Below are 12,657 nucleotides of genomic sequence, written 5' to 3'. Positions count from 1 at the left end.
GAAACACCCTGAACCTACTCGAAGGTCAAGGCGATCATGAGTCGCAGTGATCGGGTCCTGATCAGCACTGTCGGCGAGCTCTCCGTGCTCGCCGACCCCGACCGCCCAAGCGGCCGGTTGCTGCGCCAGGACGACATGGACGCCTCCTACGTAGACCTGGCCGATTCAAGCCACCTGGAGTTCGACTACCTGCGCTGGATGCGACTGGTGCTGCGGGCCGCAGGGGCCAGACGCGTGATCCACCTGGGCGGCGGCGCGTGCACACTGGCGCGCGCGCTGCTGGCCGACGATCCAGGCTCGCGCCAGCGCGTCTACGAGCTCGACGCCCGCGTCCTCGAGCTGGCGCGAGCGCACATGGGGCTGCGGCGCCAGCCGGGCCTCAGGGTGCAGGTCGGCGACGGCCGCGGGGCGCTGGACGGGCTGGCAGACGCGAGTGGCGACGCGATCGTGATCGACGCGTTCACCGGCGCGCGAGTGCCTCGCCACCTGGTCACCGTGGAGGCCCTGCGGGACTGTGCCCGGGTGGCGGCGCTGACGCTGGTGAACGTGGTCGACACGGCGGGGCTCGCGGACGCGCGTGCGATCGCGGCCGGACTCGCTGAGGCCTATCCCGCCGTTGCGGCGCTGGCTGGACCCAAGCGCCGCGGCAACATCGTCCTGTTTGCGGCAGCAAGCATGCCCGATCTGGCGGGGATCGAGTCCCGCGCCGCCGGCGACCGCTCGCCCGCGCGACTGGTGCGTGGCGGCGAGCTGGCTGGAGCCGGTGCCTGGCGCGACCGTTGAGCGGTGTCTGCGACCGCTCAGCTGATGCCGAGCTGGCGCAGGTCGGCCTCAAGCAAAGTGGCGATGTGACGGTAGCCGCGGTTGTTCGGGTGACCGGCGGTGTAGTTGATCATGGTCCGGTCATCGCCGGTGCGCTTGACCCAGGAGCCGGTGAACCAGCGCTGCGTAATCGGGTCGATCCAGAGCGTGCCGGGGACCCGCTCCTGGGCCAGGTGGATCGCGTGGTTGACGTAGAGCGCCTTGCGGTCCGGGTGGCCGTTGAGCCAGATCGGGCCGAGCACCACGATCGTCGCCTGCGGCAGCGCCGCCCGCAGCGAGCTCAGATCCCGCAGCGCAGCGGCCTCCGTCTGCGTGTAGGGGACGTGCGGCATCGCGTCGTTGTGGCCGCTTGCGACGATCACCACCCGTGGCTGGGCGGCGATCACGGCCGGTAGCCCAGCGGCGATGTTCTTGTGGTCGCGGATCGCGACCCGTACGTAGCCGCTGCCGGGAAGGCCGACGATACGGGCGGTCCAGTGCTCGGCCCGGGCGACGAGGTAGGCGTACCCGTCGCTCGGCTGCGTGGCGCCCACGCCGAAGGTGTAGGAGTCACCGAGGAAGGCGGCGTCAAAGGGCGCGCGCGCGGCCGCCGGCGTCGCCGCGGCACGGGCCGTGGCCAAGCCGCCGAGCGGCACGGCAGAGGCGCAGACCGCCACCACGCAGAAGGCGGCAGCGACGCGGAGCTTCTTGAACAGAGGTCCGGACACGCGCTAGCTATCGGCACCGTGTGCCGGCGCTTGAACGGTCGGGCTCAAAATCGGACGGGCTCCGGCTCGGCGGGAGGCCTGCGGTCAACGGACGCTGACCGCAGGCCGGGGCTCGGCGCAAGCGCGCGCGGACGCCCGCGTGGGATGATCCAGTTCATGTGCGCAGGCTTTCTGAGTAGGGTCGACAGCTACGGCCGACGCAACCGCGCGCGGATCCACGTAGGCAGAGGGGGAGTGTAGGTGACCACCACAGGTGAACCGTCGCGGGCTGGTTTGGGCGTTCGGGCGACCCAGGTCGGCTGGATCGGGACCGGCGTGATGGGCGCCTCCATGTGCGGGCATCTGCTGAGCGCCGGCCACGAGCTCACCGTCCACACGCGCACACGCGAGCGCGCCGAGAGCCTGATTGCGCGCGGGGCGCGCTGGGCGCAGACGCCGGCCGAGGTCGCGGCCCAGGCGGAGGTGACCTTCACGATCGTCGGCTACCCGGCTGACGTGCGCGAGGTGATCCTGGGTGAGCACGGCGTGCTCGCGGGCGCGCGACCCGGCAGCGTGATCGTCGACATGACGACCAGCGAGCCCGCGCTCGCGCAGGAGATCTTCCAAACGGCGGCCCAACGCGGGGTGGCGAGTGTCGACGCGCCCGTCTCAGGCGGCGACGTCGGCGCGCGCACCGCCAGCCTCGCGATCATGGTCGGTGGCGAGCCGACGACGGTCGAGCGGATCATGCCGCTGCTTGAACAGATGGGCAAGACGATCGTCCACCAGGGACCTGCCGGCGCCGGGCAGCACGCCAAGATGGTCAACCAGACGCTGATCGCGACCGGCATGATCGGCGTGTGCGAGGCGCTGCTCTACGCCCACCGTGCCGGCCTGGACCCCGAGGTGGTGCTCGCGGCCGTGGCGGGCGGCGCGGCGGGCTCCTGGTCGCTGTCCAACTACGGGCCACGCATGCTGCGCGACGACTTCGCGCCCGGCTTCATGGTCGAGCACTTCATCAAGGACATGGAGATCGCGCTCGGCGAGGCCAGACGCATGAACCTGGCGCTCCCGGGCCTCGCGCTCGCACACGAGCTCTACCTGGCGCTGCGGGCCCAGGGCGGTGGCCGTGACGGCACGCACTCGCTGATCCGCGCGCTCGCCCGGCTCTCGGGCGAGGAGTGGCAGCCGGGCGGGCCAGCGGCGGATCAACCGAGTGCAAGCTTGTAGTAATCGTCGGTTGCCAGGGCCCTTAAGCCGACGGCCGTGTACAGACCAAGCGCGTGCTCGTTTTCGACCTCCACCTCCAGGTCCACGTACTCCACGCCCGCTTCGAACAAATCGGCACAGGCCCAGCGCAGCACACGCCCGCCGATCCCCCGGCCACGCAGTGACCGGTCGATGACGAAGCCGTAGACGCCGCCGCGGGCGCCGTCACGCGCAAGCGCGATCGTCCCGACCGCCGTCCCGTCAAGCATGATCACGAGCGTGCGCGAGCGCTCCCCGGAGAGCCTGTCGGGGTTGACCGCGGCGTCGCCGAACGCGTCGAGGTAGAGCCCCGAGAGCAGCGCAATGTCCTCCTCGGTCGCCTGGCGCAGACGCAGCTGCGGACCAGTTGGCGCGGCGGCCGGGCGCGCATCGAGGCGCAGCGCGTGCTCGGAGTGCTCATAGACCATCCCGTAGCTCTGCGCGAGCGCATGCCCGCCCGCGGATACCCGTGGGACCACCAGCAGCACCTGCCCGCCACCGAGGGTTCGCAGCAGCGCGAGGGCCTCGTCGAGCAGCGCACGACCGATGCCGCGACGCCGCCCCAGCGGGTCGACCATGCCGGTCACCTCAAAGACACCAGCCCGGTAGCCGTAGATTCCGAGGAAGCCGCAGAGCTCACCGTCCTCCCACCAGAGCAGGTCGCGGACCTCGCCGGCCTTGCGGCTGCGCAGCGTCCCCCACTCGAGCTTCAGACGGCCGCCGTCGGCGGCCAGGCAGCGGCGCTCGAGGTTCGCTATCGCCTCGAGCGCCGCCGTGTTCAGTCCCTGCGCCTGCTCGATCATCGCCGCCCTCCCCAGCCGTGACGCTGGATCAAGCGCTCACGCCCAAGCTCGACCCGGTCCTGGATGCACAGTGAGCGCCGGCGAGCCTGGTCGAGCTTCATCCAGACTGTCTGTGGCACATCACGGCTCGCGCTGAGCCATCGTCTGCCGGGTAGCACCATCGCCGCCATCGTGCGGGTCAACATGTTCTTCCTCTCTGTGAATGTATGTAAGGTCAGCGTCGAGTGACACGTCCGCAGGCGTGTCCGACCGCCACGCCGGCCGCGCGTTAAACGTCACTATCTAGAACCTGCTGGTGTTACTTCTGGCTACTGCTCATCATGTCGTACGCGTTCAGGGGGTCGCCGGCGGAGTTGGCGGCGTGATCGCGGCTCAGGGCCCGGCTGGGAGGAGTGACGGTAGCGGCTGTCGGTGGTGGGCGGCTTCCGCGGCGCTGATGAGGTAGTCGAGCACGGGGCGGTCTTGGAGGCGTAGCGTTTCGCGTACGGAACAGATCCGCTCGACCCAGCGGCTGCCTTCGTCTGATTGGGTGCCGCCCTGGATGCGGCGTAGCAGCACCGCGTGTCTGACCGCCCGCTCCGCCGCGTTGTTCGTGAGCGGGATCTGGATGTTCTCGACGTCGCAGAAGGTCCACAGCGCCTCGTACTCGTCAAGCAGCCCTGAGCAGAAGTTGGCGGTGCGCTGGTGCCGGCCGCGGGCGCCTTGCTCGAGCAGTGCTTGGATGCGCTCGCGTAGCGGTTGCAGCTGCTCGCGCAGCCAGTCCAGATCGTGGTCGTCTTCGAGGTAGCGGCGGTGGATGTTGATCACCTCGCGCGCTGCCTTGACCAGCTTCTTGCCGAGCCTGCCCGCCGCGCGGTGGCGCTCGGAGACCTCGACCAGTTGGCGGATCACGTGGCACCAGCAAAGCTGCTGTTGCAGCACGTCGAGGAAGTGATAGCCGGCGTAGCGGTCTGAGACCACGAACCCGCCGAAGTTCTCGCCCAAAAGCTCCTTGGCCGCTGCCTGGGAGCGGTGCGGGTCGATCCGATAGCACGCCGCCAGCGCGCTGGAGGCCAGCCACAGGTACTGCTGCGCGCCTCGAAGCCGCCAACTGGTCTCATCGGCGTGCACCAGCCCCGCCTGCTGGATGTACTCGCGCAGCTTCTCCCACGGATCCTTCAGGACCTGCGACATGCGCATGATCGCCGCGTCGACCGCGCCGAGCGAGATCGGGATCCCGAACACCTCCTGGCAGACCTCGCGCACCTGCCGACGCGAGAGCCGGTACACACCGGCCAGCGTCGCGATATGCGCCTCCAAACGAGCCGCGAACGCCGACCACGACACCCCCGCAGGCAGCTCAGCCAGCCGCGGCTTACCGCAGCACGGGCAGCGCAACCGCAACAGCTCATACTCGAACACCAGCGGGCGGATCGGCGGCAGCTCCCACTGCTGATGGATCACCGGATCGTCAACCCGCTCCTCCGAGCCATCGAAAGTATGCCCGCACGAGCACGCCTGCGGCAGATGCTGGCTGCGATGATCAACACGCTCCGGCGGCACCATCTGCCGATGCTTGCCCTCATGCCCAGGCTGCCCACCCGGCTTGCGCTTGGACTTCGAGAGCTGCTTGAGCTTCTCCCGCGCCTCCCGCCGCCGCTCAGCCCGCGACTTCGGCGGATCCGACGACGGCGGCTGCGAACTGTTCCGCGAGTCCCGATTGTCCCGCCGCTCCAGCTCCTCGATCCGCGCGTCCTGCTCAACGACACGCTTCCGCAGCGCCGCGTTCTCCTCGACCAACAGCGCGTTCTGCGCCCTCAGCTCACCAAACTCAACATCGCCGGCCACGCTCCATAACTACGCCCACACCGACGAAAACCCTGCTCAGACCCCCTGAACACGTACATCATGTCCGCCGGGCCGGTGGCCGACCCCTCACTCGTATGGCGCCTGCCCTCATTTGGGCAACAAAAAAGGGCGGCCCCGATGGGGTCCGCCCTCGCATGCTCGGTATGTGATGCGCTGATATCAGCGCATCCACCTCACAGCGAGAAACCCACCGGTGCCATCCGCCGTGCCCGGCATCGACAGGCTGGCGGACGTGAGCACGCCGAATCCAAGCCCGGCGGCTGCGGTCACGTTGAGCGTGTGGTTGGTGAAGATTTCCATGACTTACCTCTTACGGTACTACTGCCTGGCGGGTGACATTACGCAATCAGATGCGGGAATGCAAGTACCCGGCCAGGAAAGTTCGTGAACGTCGGTGCCTGGTCGCGGCAGGCACCCGCATATCACGCCGCGGCTCGGACGGGCCTCGCTTGCGCTCAGGCTCCGTCTTCAGTCACAAGCTCGCCGTCGCGCATCAGCACCACGGCGCCACCGTCAAAGACGGCGCGCAGCTCCAGCCTGCCGCCGAGCGCCGCCACAAAGCGCGCCAGCACCTCCTGCCCCACGTCCACGCTGGCGTCAGCGGCGACCCTGTCCGGATCCGAGGCCGACAGCGCCTCCACTATCCGCGCTTGCTCGATCCCGATCTTCGCCGCGTGGGCTGCGACCAGCGCCTGGGCATCCATCAGCACTCCGTAGTTCCGCACGTCCTGCTCGTTCAGCGCGCGCTCGGCTCGTATCTCCCGCCAGCTTCGCGTCCCCTCTGCCAACTTCGCCCACCTCCTCGAATGCTTCGCAGATGATTGTCGTACAGGCGGTCGGCCACCGGGATGCTGCGGGCGTACCAGCCCCGCCAGTCATTGGTCTTGTCGCCGCCGACCAGCACGATCGCGCGCCGCCGGGGGTCGAACGCGAACAGCACGCGCAGGTTGCCGCCGATTGACCGCAGCTCCTTCATGTTGTGGTGACGCGAGCCCTTGACCGAGTCGACGAAGGGTCGGCCCAGCCCCGGCCCACGCTGCTCGAGACGATCCAGCGCCACGGCCACCCTCGTCGCCGACTCACCGTCGAGCGCCCGGTACCAGCTCACCACGCCCGCCGTCATCTCGATCTCCCAGCCCATGTCGAACATGCTCGCGCACCCACGCAAGCGCCGCGCGAAAAGACACACTTTCCTGACAGTCCGCGCCACAGGGTGACGCGCTGGCGCACGCCGGACGGGCTGCCTCAGCTCGTGGGCCCGGGCAGCTGGCCTGTTGTGAGCTTGGTGACCATATCGTCGGTCTCCTCGCGGTATACCGTCCCGTCGGCGAGCTCCAGCACCGGGAGATACTTCTGGCCGCTCAGCCTGACGACCTCTGCACGCGAGCGCTGGCTCTTGCCGAACCCGTGCTTGACGACCTCGTAATCGACACCCTGCTCGTCGAGCGCCTTCTGCAGCCGCGAGCACGCGTCGGCGTCCACATGCAGGAAGGTGTAAGAGCAGCGGTGGAGTCTGACCTTGGTCACGCCACCTCACAGTAGCCGACCGCCACGGTCTCGCGATCGCACCTTGGTTTGGGGGTACACCGTACGCTTTAGTCGGACACATCGGCACGGCGCGGATCGCCCGCAGCCTCGCCGAGGGCTGGCGCCCGCAAGCCGGTCACGCTCGGGTAATCGCAACAACATGGAGGCAGGATGGCTCAAGCACAGGCGACGACCTCGGTTGACGACGATCGCGTGCGGGTGACGACGTGGGTCTTTGACCCCGGCGCCTCCACGGGCGCACATCGCCACGAGCTCGACTACATCGTCGTGCCGATCACCGGCGGTCGGTTTCGTGTGATCAACGCGGACGGGACGGAACTGGAGCGAAGCCAGGTTGCCGGTGCCCCGTACGCCGGTACCGCCGGCACGGAGCACGACCTCATCAATGCGACCGATGCCACGGTGAGCTTCGTGGAGATCGAGCTCAAGCACTGAGTGCGCGATCAGAGTCCTACCGTGTGAGCCGTGTACGAGGCGCTCTTTGACAGCGTGCTGCGCCGCATCCCGCCGCAGCGCGCGCACGCGGCCGCGCTCGGCGCCATAGACGCCGTAACGAGCAGGCCACGACCGCGCCGCTGGTTGCGGCGAGCCACCCACCGGCAGAGCGGGGTGATCGCGATCGAGGCGCTCGGGGTGCGCTTCCCGTCGCCGCTCGGCATCGCCGCCGGCCTGGACAAGGATGCAGAGCACTACGAGGCGCTCGGCGCGCTGGGGTTCGGCTTCGTCGAGGTTGGGACGCTCACGCCGATGGCGCAGGCCTCAAACCCACCACCGGTCCTCGCGCGACTCCCGGCCGACCGGGCGCTGCTGAACAGGATGGGGTTTCCAAACAAAGGCGCCGAAGCAGCGGCGAGGCGCCTCGCTCGTCGCCCGCGCCAGACGCTCGTCGGCGCCAACGTCGGCAAGAACCGTGAGACCCCACTCAAGCGGGCCGCCGATGACTACGTGAAAGCGGCCACGGCGCTCGCGCCGCTCGCCGACTACCTGGTGCTGAACGTCAGCTCGCCCAACACACCGGGGCTGCGGGAACTCGAATCGGTGGCGCGGCTCGAGCCACTGGTGCGCGCGACGATGCAGGCCGCAGGCACGACGCCGCTGCTGGTGAAGATCAGCCCCGACCTCGCGGACACGGCGATCGATGCGCTGGCCGACATGGCAGTCGACCTCGGGCTGGCGGGGATCGTCGCGACCAACACGACGCTTGACCGCGACGGACTCGCAACTCCCGCCGAGCGGGTCGCGCGCGAGGCCTGGGCTGAGGGCGGCGGGGTATCGGGGCGTCCGCTGAAGCACCGCTCGCTGGCCGTGCTCACACGGCTGCACGCGCGGGTCGGCGGCCGCCTGGTGCTGGTGTCCGTCGGTGGCGTCGAGTCGGCCGATGATGTCTGGGAGCGCGTGCTCGCCGGCGCGAGCCTGGTGCAGTCCTACACGGGTTTCGTCTACGGCGGTCCCGCCTGGCCGCGGTCCGTGAACCGGGAGCTCGAGCGGCGCACGCACGCCGCGGGTGCGCAGACCCTGCAGGAGCTTGTCGGGGCGAAGGCGACCCCGCGGGCCGGCGAACAGCGGGCTGACGCGGACCACCTTCAAGCCGGCTGAAGAACCTCTTCCCACACGTCAACCTGACGTGTGACAATGGCATCGTGGTCAGCGGCAGCGATCCAGCAGCACAGGCCTCAGCGCCCGCCACGTCAAAGGCGGAGCTGCATGCGGCAGAGCTTCGGCGCGAGAACGAGCGCCGCTGGCTGGAGTTCGGCTCGCGGGCTGAGTTCAATGACCCGCGGCTCGAGTACAGGCGCCTGTTCGCTGAGCTGCTTGGCACCTTCATGCTCGTGCTGGTCGCCGCCGGCGCCGGCCTGTTGCACGCGGAGGGTCAGATCAGCCTCAACGCCGCCGTGGTCGCCCCCGGCCTGATGGTGATGGCGATCATCCTGTTCATGGGGGCCGTCTCAGGCGCGCACCTGAACCCCGTCGTGTCAATCGCCTTCGCGATGCGCAGGGACTTTCCCTGGCGGCGTGTGCCCGCCTACATCGTGGTGCAGCTGGCTGGAGCGGTTCTCGCCGGCCTTTTCCTGCTGGCTGTTTTTGGAAACGTGGGCCACCTCGGCGCGACGCTTCCAGGGCCGGGCTACGCGGCCTGGCAGGCGCTGCTGATCGAGGTCGTGCTCACCGGCATCCTGGTCAGCGTGATCCTCGGCACCGCATCGGCCGCGCAGAACGTGGGTGCGATCGGCGCGATCGGCGTCGGCGGGTACATAGCGCTGGCCGGGATGTGGGCGGCGCCGGTGAGCGGGGCCTCGATGAACCCAGCGCGCTCGCTCGGCCCGGCGCTCGTCGCGGGCGACTGGCGGGCCTTCTGGGTATATGTCGTGGGCCCGCTGGCCGGGGCGGCGCTGGCGGTCGGCGCCGCCGTGATCCTGCGCGGCAACGGTGGCGACCGGGTGGCGCAGCTCGCGGCCTCGGGCAGGCTCGGCTCGAGCCTCGACGAGCACCCGGCGGTGAGCGGCGAATGACTGCGCCGGATGAGCCGGCCGGGGCCGTCCACATCAAGTGGAGGCAGACGGTCGCCGATCACGACTACGCGGCCGCCACGGCCTACCTATCACTCAAGCTGGGAGACGACGCCGTCGAGAACGCGGTGCAGCGCCTGCGGGACGCCAAGCTCACAAGCCGACGCGCCAACGACATACTGCGGGCCGCGGGGCTGACCCCGGCGCCGCTGGACGACCCCGGTGTGATGAAGGACCTGATCAAAGCCGTGGAAGGTGAGGAGCTGAGCCCGGTCCTGGTGCTGAGCGGCAAGCGCGGTTCCGACATCGCCGACGGTTTTCACCGCGTGTCGCTCGTCTACAGGCTCGACCCCTACGCGGTGGTGCCGCTGAAGATCGGCTGACCCCCTCGGGCCCGCGATCCACACATCCCGAGGCCGGTGGGACAAACGACGCCGCACCGGGTAGCGATCAATAAGCTGGCCGGTGAACCGCAAAGCAATCTGGAGGCCAAGTCATGCAGCTGGGAATGGTCGGACTCGGGCGCATGGGCGCCAACATGGTGCGTCGGCTTGTCCGGGACGGGCACGAGCTGGTGGTCTTCGATGTCTCCTCAGACGCTGTGGTGTCGCTCGCGCAGGAGACCGGCGCCACCGGCGCCACCTCACTTGAGGATCTCGTCGCGAAACTGCAGCCCCCCCGGGCGGTGTGGACGATGGTCCCCGCCGCATTCACCGACGACACGATCTCCAAGCTCGCGGAAATCGTGTCAGAGGGCGACGTCCTGATCGACGGCGGCAACAGCTACTACCGCGATGACATCTCACGCGCCGAGAGGCTGGAGCCGCGGGGGATCCATTACGTCGACGTTGGCACCAGCGGCGGCGTGTTTGGGCTCGAGCGCGGGTACTGCCTGATGATCGGCGGCAGCGACGGCGCGGTCAACCTGCTCGATCCGATCTTCAAGTCCCTCGCGCCTGGTCTCGGTGAAATCGAACGCACGCCGGGTCGCTCCGGCGACCCGTCAACCGAGGAGCAGGGCTACCTGCACTGCGGCCCCGCCGGCGCTGGCCACTTCGTGAAGATGGTCCACAACGGCATCGAGTACGGGCTCATGGCAGCCTATGCGGAGGGACTGAACATCCTGCACCAGGCGAACTTCGGCAAAGAACAGCAGGTTCACGACGCCGAGACAGCCCCGGTTCCCGGCGCGGAGCGCAACTACGCCTACGACCTGGACCTGACCGCCATCACCGAGGTGTGGCGACGCGGCAGCGTTATCGCGTCATGGTTGCTCGACCTGACCGCAGCGGCGCTCGTCGACTCACCGGCGCTTGAGGAGTTTCATGGTCGTGTCTCGGACTCAGGGGAGGGGCGGTGGACAGTGGATGCCGCGATCGACGCGGCGGTGCCCGCCTACACGCTCAGCGCCGCACTGTTCACGCGTTTCAGCTCACGCGGCAACGCGGACTATGCCGACAAGCTGCTCTCGGCGATGCGCAAGCAGTTCGGCGGGCACGCGGAAAAGGACTCGTGATCGCCAGGCCGCCTGCGATGGGCGCGCCGCCTCAGTCGCCGGCGGCCACCTCCCGCCGCGATGGTTCCGCCCACAGAGTGTGGAAGCTGCCATCCCTGTCGGTGCGCCGATAGGTGTGCGCGCCGAAGTTGTCCCTCAACCCCTGGATCAGAGACGCGGGCAGGTGCCGCCGGCGCAGCGCGTCGAAGTAGGCAAGCGAGGAGGCGAACGCCGGTGCAGGCACCCCGGCAGCTGCCGCCCTCGCCACGACACGACGCCATGAGTCGGTGCTCTCCCTGATGGCGTCAGCGAAATAGGGGGCGGCGAGCAGGGTCGGCAGCTCGCTCTGCTCGTCGTAGGCCTCACGGATCCGGTTCAGGAACCACGCGCGAATGATGCATCCGCCGCGCCAGATCGATGCCACCCGGCCCAGGTCGATCGCCCAGCCATATTCTGCGGATGCTGCCCTGATCTGGTCGAAACCCTGCGCATAGGCCACGATCTTTGAGGCATACAGCGCCCTGCGCACGTCCTCCATGAACTCGCCGGCATCGAGCTCCTGAGGGTTGACCGCAGCGCCGAAGGTCTCGCGCACCAGCGACCTCTGCTCGACATGCCCTGACAACGAGCGGGCAAAGGTCGCCTCGGCGATACCGGTGACAGGGATTCCCAGGTCGAGCGCGCTCTGCACGGTCCAGCGTCCCGTGCCCTTCTGTTCGGCCTGATCTTGAACGATGTCGACGAACGGCCGGCCGGTCTCGTCGTCTGTGTGAGCCAGCACCTGCATCGTCAGCTCGATCAGGAACGACTCGAGCTCGCCCGTGTTCCAGTCAGCAAAGACGTCCGCGAGCTGCTGCGGCGAGGCCCCGGTGATCTCGCGCATCAGGTCGTAGGCCTCAGCGATCAGCTGCATGTCGGCGTACTCGATGCCGTTGTGCACCATCTTGACGAAGTGGCCGGCCGCGCCTGGGCCAACATGCATGCAACAGGGCTCGCCATCCACGTGGGCGGAGATGCGCTCGAAGATCGGGCCCAGTTTCCGGTAGGAGGCCTCGCTGCCGCCGGGCATGATGCTCGGACCGTGCAGCGCGCCCTCTTCGCCGCCAGACACCCCGGTGCCGACGAAGTTCAGGCCGCGCTGCGCGAGCGCCGCTTCGCGCCGGGCGGTGTCTGCAAAGTGGGCATTGCCGGCGTCAACGACGATGTCACCCTCCTCCAGCAACGGAACCAGCTCATCGATCACCGCGTCGGTCGGCGCTCCCGCCTTGACCATGATGATGATCGCCCGCGGCCGCTCGAGGCTTGCGACGAACTCCTCAATCGAGGTCGTGGGGATGAAGTCTCCCTCATTCCCGAACTCTTCCACCAGCGCGTCCACGCGCGCCTGAGTGCGGTTGTGCAGCGCAACCGTGTAGCCGTTACGCGCGAGGTTCCTGGCCAGGTTGCGTCCCATGGTCGCCAGGCCGGTGACACCGATGGCGGCACGACCCGTGTTAGAGGTGTCCGTACGCTGCACGTCGCCGCTGTCGCTCATGATCTGCTCCTGTCTGCGAGTCGGTGGTCACATCGTGGGCTGGCGTGCAGACCGGGCCCCGACGGCCTTGGCGACCGGGGCCGGGCACGCTCCCAGCGGGACCATATCCGCCCGGACCGTTGCGCGCAGCCACGACGCGCGACTCCGAACGGCCGCGCCGACGACC

General features: G+C 68.8%; 16 protein-coding genes. 7 read left to right on the top strand and 9 right to left on the bottom strand.

Annotated features, from left to right (window positions below; genetic code table 11):
• The first annotated feature begins 36 nt into the window (after positions 1-36).
• Positions 37-783, top strand: a complete 747-nt coding sequence (locus tag M3M54_RS13735; RefSeq protein WP_249019607.1) for a spermidine synthase — start codon at positions 37-39, stop codon at positions 781-783.
• A gap of 17 nt (positions 784-800) precedes the next feature.
• Here the strand turns inward: M3M54_RS13735 and M3M54_RS13730 are convergent, their stop codons facing one another.
• Positions 801-1,529: an SGNH/GDSL hydrolase family protein gene (locus M3M54_RS13730; protein WP_249019606.1), complete on the bottom strand. Its 729-nt coding sequence runs from the start codon at positions 1,527-1,529 to the stop codon at positions 801-803.
• Positions 1,530-1,769: 240 nt separating this feature from the next.
• Between M3M54_RS13730 and M3M54_RS13725 the strand changes: the two genes are divergently transcribed.
• Positions 1,770-2,738, top strand: coding sequence for an NAD(P)-dependent oxidoreductase (locus tag M3M54_RS13725; RefSeq protein WP_249019605.1), 969 nt, complete (start codon positions 1,770-1,772; stop codon positions 2,736-2,738).
• Here M3M54_RS13725 and M3M54_RS13720 read toward each other — a convergent pair.
• The 7 genes from M3M54_RS13720 to M3M54_RS13690 form a co-directional block, all read right to left on the bottom strand.
• The gene (locus M3M54_RS13720; protein ID WP_249019604.1) at positions 2,717-3,559 is read right to left on the bottom strand and encodes a GNAT family N-acetyltransferase; all 843 of its coding nucleotides are present in this window, start codon (positions 3,557-3,559) and stop codon (positions 2,717-2,719) included. The two genes, M3M54_RS13725 and M3M54_RS13720, sit on opposite strands and share 22 nt — an antisense overlap.
• The gene (locus M3M54_RS13715) at positions 3,556-3,744 is read right to left on the bottom strand and encodes a hypothetical protein (protein ID WP_249019603.1); all 189 of its coding nucleotides are present in this window, start codon (positions 3,742-3,744) and stop codon (positions 3,556-3,558) included. Before M3M54_RS13715 ends, M3M54_RS13720 begins: the two co-directional genes overlap by 4 nt.
• A 187-nt stretch (positions 3,745-3,931) precedes the next feature.
• The gene (locus M3M54_RS13710) at positions 3,932-5,386 is read right to left on the bottom strand and encodes an IS66 family transposase (RefSeq protein ID WP_249019602.1); all 1,455 of its coding nucleotides are present in this window, start codon (positions 5,384-5,386) and stop codon (positions 3,932-3,934) included.
• A gap of 180 nt (positions 5,387-5,566) precedes the next feature.
• Entirely contained in the window at positions 5,567-5,707 is a 141-nt protein-coding gene (locus M3M54_RS13705) for a hypothetical protein (protein ID WP_249019601.1), read from the bottom strand.
• A 155-nt stretch (positions 5,708-5,862) separates the two neighbouring features.
• On the bottom strand, positions 5,863-6,111 hold the full coding sequence (locus M3M54_RS13700; RefSeq protein ID WP_249019600.1) for a hypothetical protein: 249 nt from the start codon (positions 6,109-6,111) through the stop codon (positions 5,863-5,865).
• Positions 6,112-6,143: 32 nt separating this feature from the next.
• Positions 6,144-6,548, bottom strand: coding sequence for a type II toxin-antitoxin system RelE/ParE family toxin (locus M3M54_RS13695; RefSeq protein WP_249019599.1), 405 nt, complete (start codon positions 6,546-6,548; stop codon positions 6,144-6,146).
• A gap of 104 nt (positions 6,549-6,652) precedes the next feature.
• Positions 6,653-6,934: a glutathione S-transferase N-terminal domain-containing protein gene (locus M3M54_RS13690; protein WP_249019598.1), complete on the bottom strand. Its 282-nt coding sequence runs from the start codon at positions 6,932-6,934 to the stop codon at positions 6,653-6,655.
• Positions 6,935-7,105: 171 nt separating this feature from the next.
• On the opposite strand from M3M54_RS13690, the gene M3M54_RS13685 reads away from it, so the two are divergent.
• The 5 genes from M3M54_RS13685 (at position 7,106) to gnd (ending at position 10,978) form a co-directional block, all read left to right on the top strand.
• A complete protein-coding gene (locus tag M3M54_RS13685; protein WP_249019597.1) occupies positions 7,106-7,390 on the top strand; it encodes a hypothetical protein in 285 nt (94 codons plus the stop codon).
• A 30-nt stretch (positions 7,391-7,420) separates the two neighbouring features.
• Positions 7,421-8,551 carry a quinone-dependent dihydroorotate dehydrogenase gene (locus M3M54_RS13680; RefSeq protein WP_249019596.1) on the top strand — a complete coding sequence of 377 codons (1,131 nt, stop codon included), beginning with the start codon at positions 7,421-7,423 and terminating at the stop codon, positions 8,549-8,551.
• Positions 8,552-8,595: 44 nt separating this feature from the next.
• Positions 8,596-9,465 carry an MIP/aquaporin family protein gene (locus tag M3M54_RS13675; RefSeq protein ID WP_249019595.1) on the top strand — a complete coding sequence of 290 codons (870 nt, stop codon included), beginning with the start codon at positions 8,596-8,598 and terminating at the stop codon, positions 9,463-9,465.
• Positions 9,462-9,845: a hypothetical protein gene (locus M3M54_RS13670; RefSeq protein ID WP_249019594.1), complete on the top strand. Its 384-nt coding sequence runs from the start codon at positions 9,462-9,464 to the stop codon at positions 9,843-9,845. Before M3M54_RS13675 ends, M3M54_RS13670 begins: the two co-directional genes overlap by 4 nt.
• 113 nt (positions 9,846-9,958) lie before the next feature.
• Positions 9,959-10,978, top strand: a complete 1,020-nt coding sequence (gnd, locus tag M3M54_RS13665; RefSeq protein ID WP_249019593.1) for a phosphogluconate dehydrogenase (NAD(+)-dependent, decarboxylating) — start codon at positions 9,959-9,961, stop codon at positions 10,976-10,978.
• A gap of 31 nt (positions 10,979-11,009) precedes the next feature.
• Here gnd and gndA read toward each other — a convergent pair whose 3' ends face one another.
• Complete coding sequence (gndA, locus tag M3M54_RS13660; RefSeq protein WP_249019592.1) at positions 11,010-12,491, bottom strand: NADP-dependent phosphogluconate dehydrogenase; 1,482 nt, start codon at positions 12,489-12,491, stop codon at positions 11,010-11,012.
• Positions 12,492-12,657: the final 166 nt, after the last annotated feature.

The organism is Conexibacter sp. S30A1 (genome assembly GCF_023330665.1).
GTDB lineage: Bacteria > Actinomycetota > Thermoleophilia > Solirubrobacterales > Solirubrobacteraceae > Palsa-465.
Note: the sequence above shows the minus strand (reverse complement) of the source record. Positions and strands in the feature narration are given on the sequence as shown.

Bases quoted from the DNA above. Each gene is read 5' to 3' on its own strand.
- M3M54_RS13735 (WP_249019607.1), top strand. From the start codon at position 37: ATGAGTCGCAGTGATCGGGTCCTGATCAGCACTGTCGGCGAGCTCTCC.
- M3M54_RS13695 (WP_249019599.1), bottom strand. From the start codon at position 6,548: ATGGGCTGGGAGATCGAGATGACGGCGGGCGTGGTGAGCTGGTACCGG.
- M3M54_RS13670 (WP_249019594.1), top strand. From the start codon at position 9,462: ATGACTGCGCCGGATGAGCCGGCCGGGGCCGTCCACATCAAGTGGAGG.
- M3M54_RS13705 (WP_249019601.1), bottom strand. From the start codon at position 5,707: ATGGAAATCTTCACCAACCACACGCTCAACGTGACCGCAGCCGCCGGG.
- gndA (WP_249019592.1), bottom strand. From the start codon at position 12,491: ATGAGCGACAGCGGCGACGTGCAGCGTACGGACACCTCTAACACGGGT.
- gnd (WP_249019593.1), top strand. From the start codon at position 9,959: ATGCAGCTGGGAATGGTCGGACTCGGGCGCATGGGCGCCAACATGGTG.
- M3M54_RS13715 (WP_249019603.1), bottom strand. From the start codon at position 3,744: ATGTTGACCCGCACGATGGCGGCGATGGTGCTACCCGGCAGACGATGG.
- M3M54_RS13700 (WP_249019600.1), bottom strand. From the start codon at position 6,111: ATGGATGCCCAGGCGCTGGTCGCAGCCCACGCGGCGAAGATCGGGATC.
- M3M54_RS13685 (WP_249019597.1), top strand. From the start codon at position 7,106: ATGGCTCAAGCACAGGCGACGACCTCGGTTGACGACGATCGCGTGCGG.
- M3M54_RS13720 (WP_249019604.1), bottom strand. From the start codon at position 3,559: ATGATCGAGCAGGCGCAGGGACTGAACACGGCGGCGCTCGAGGCGATA.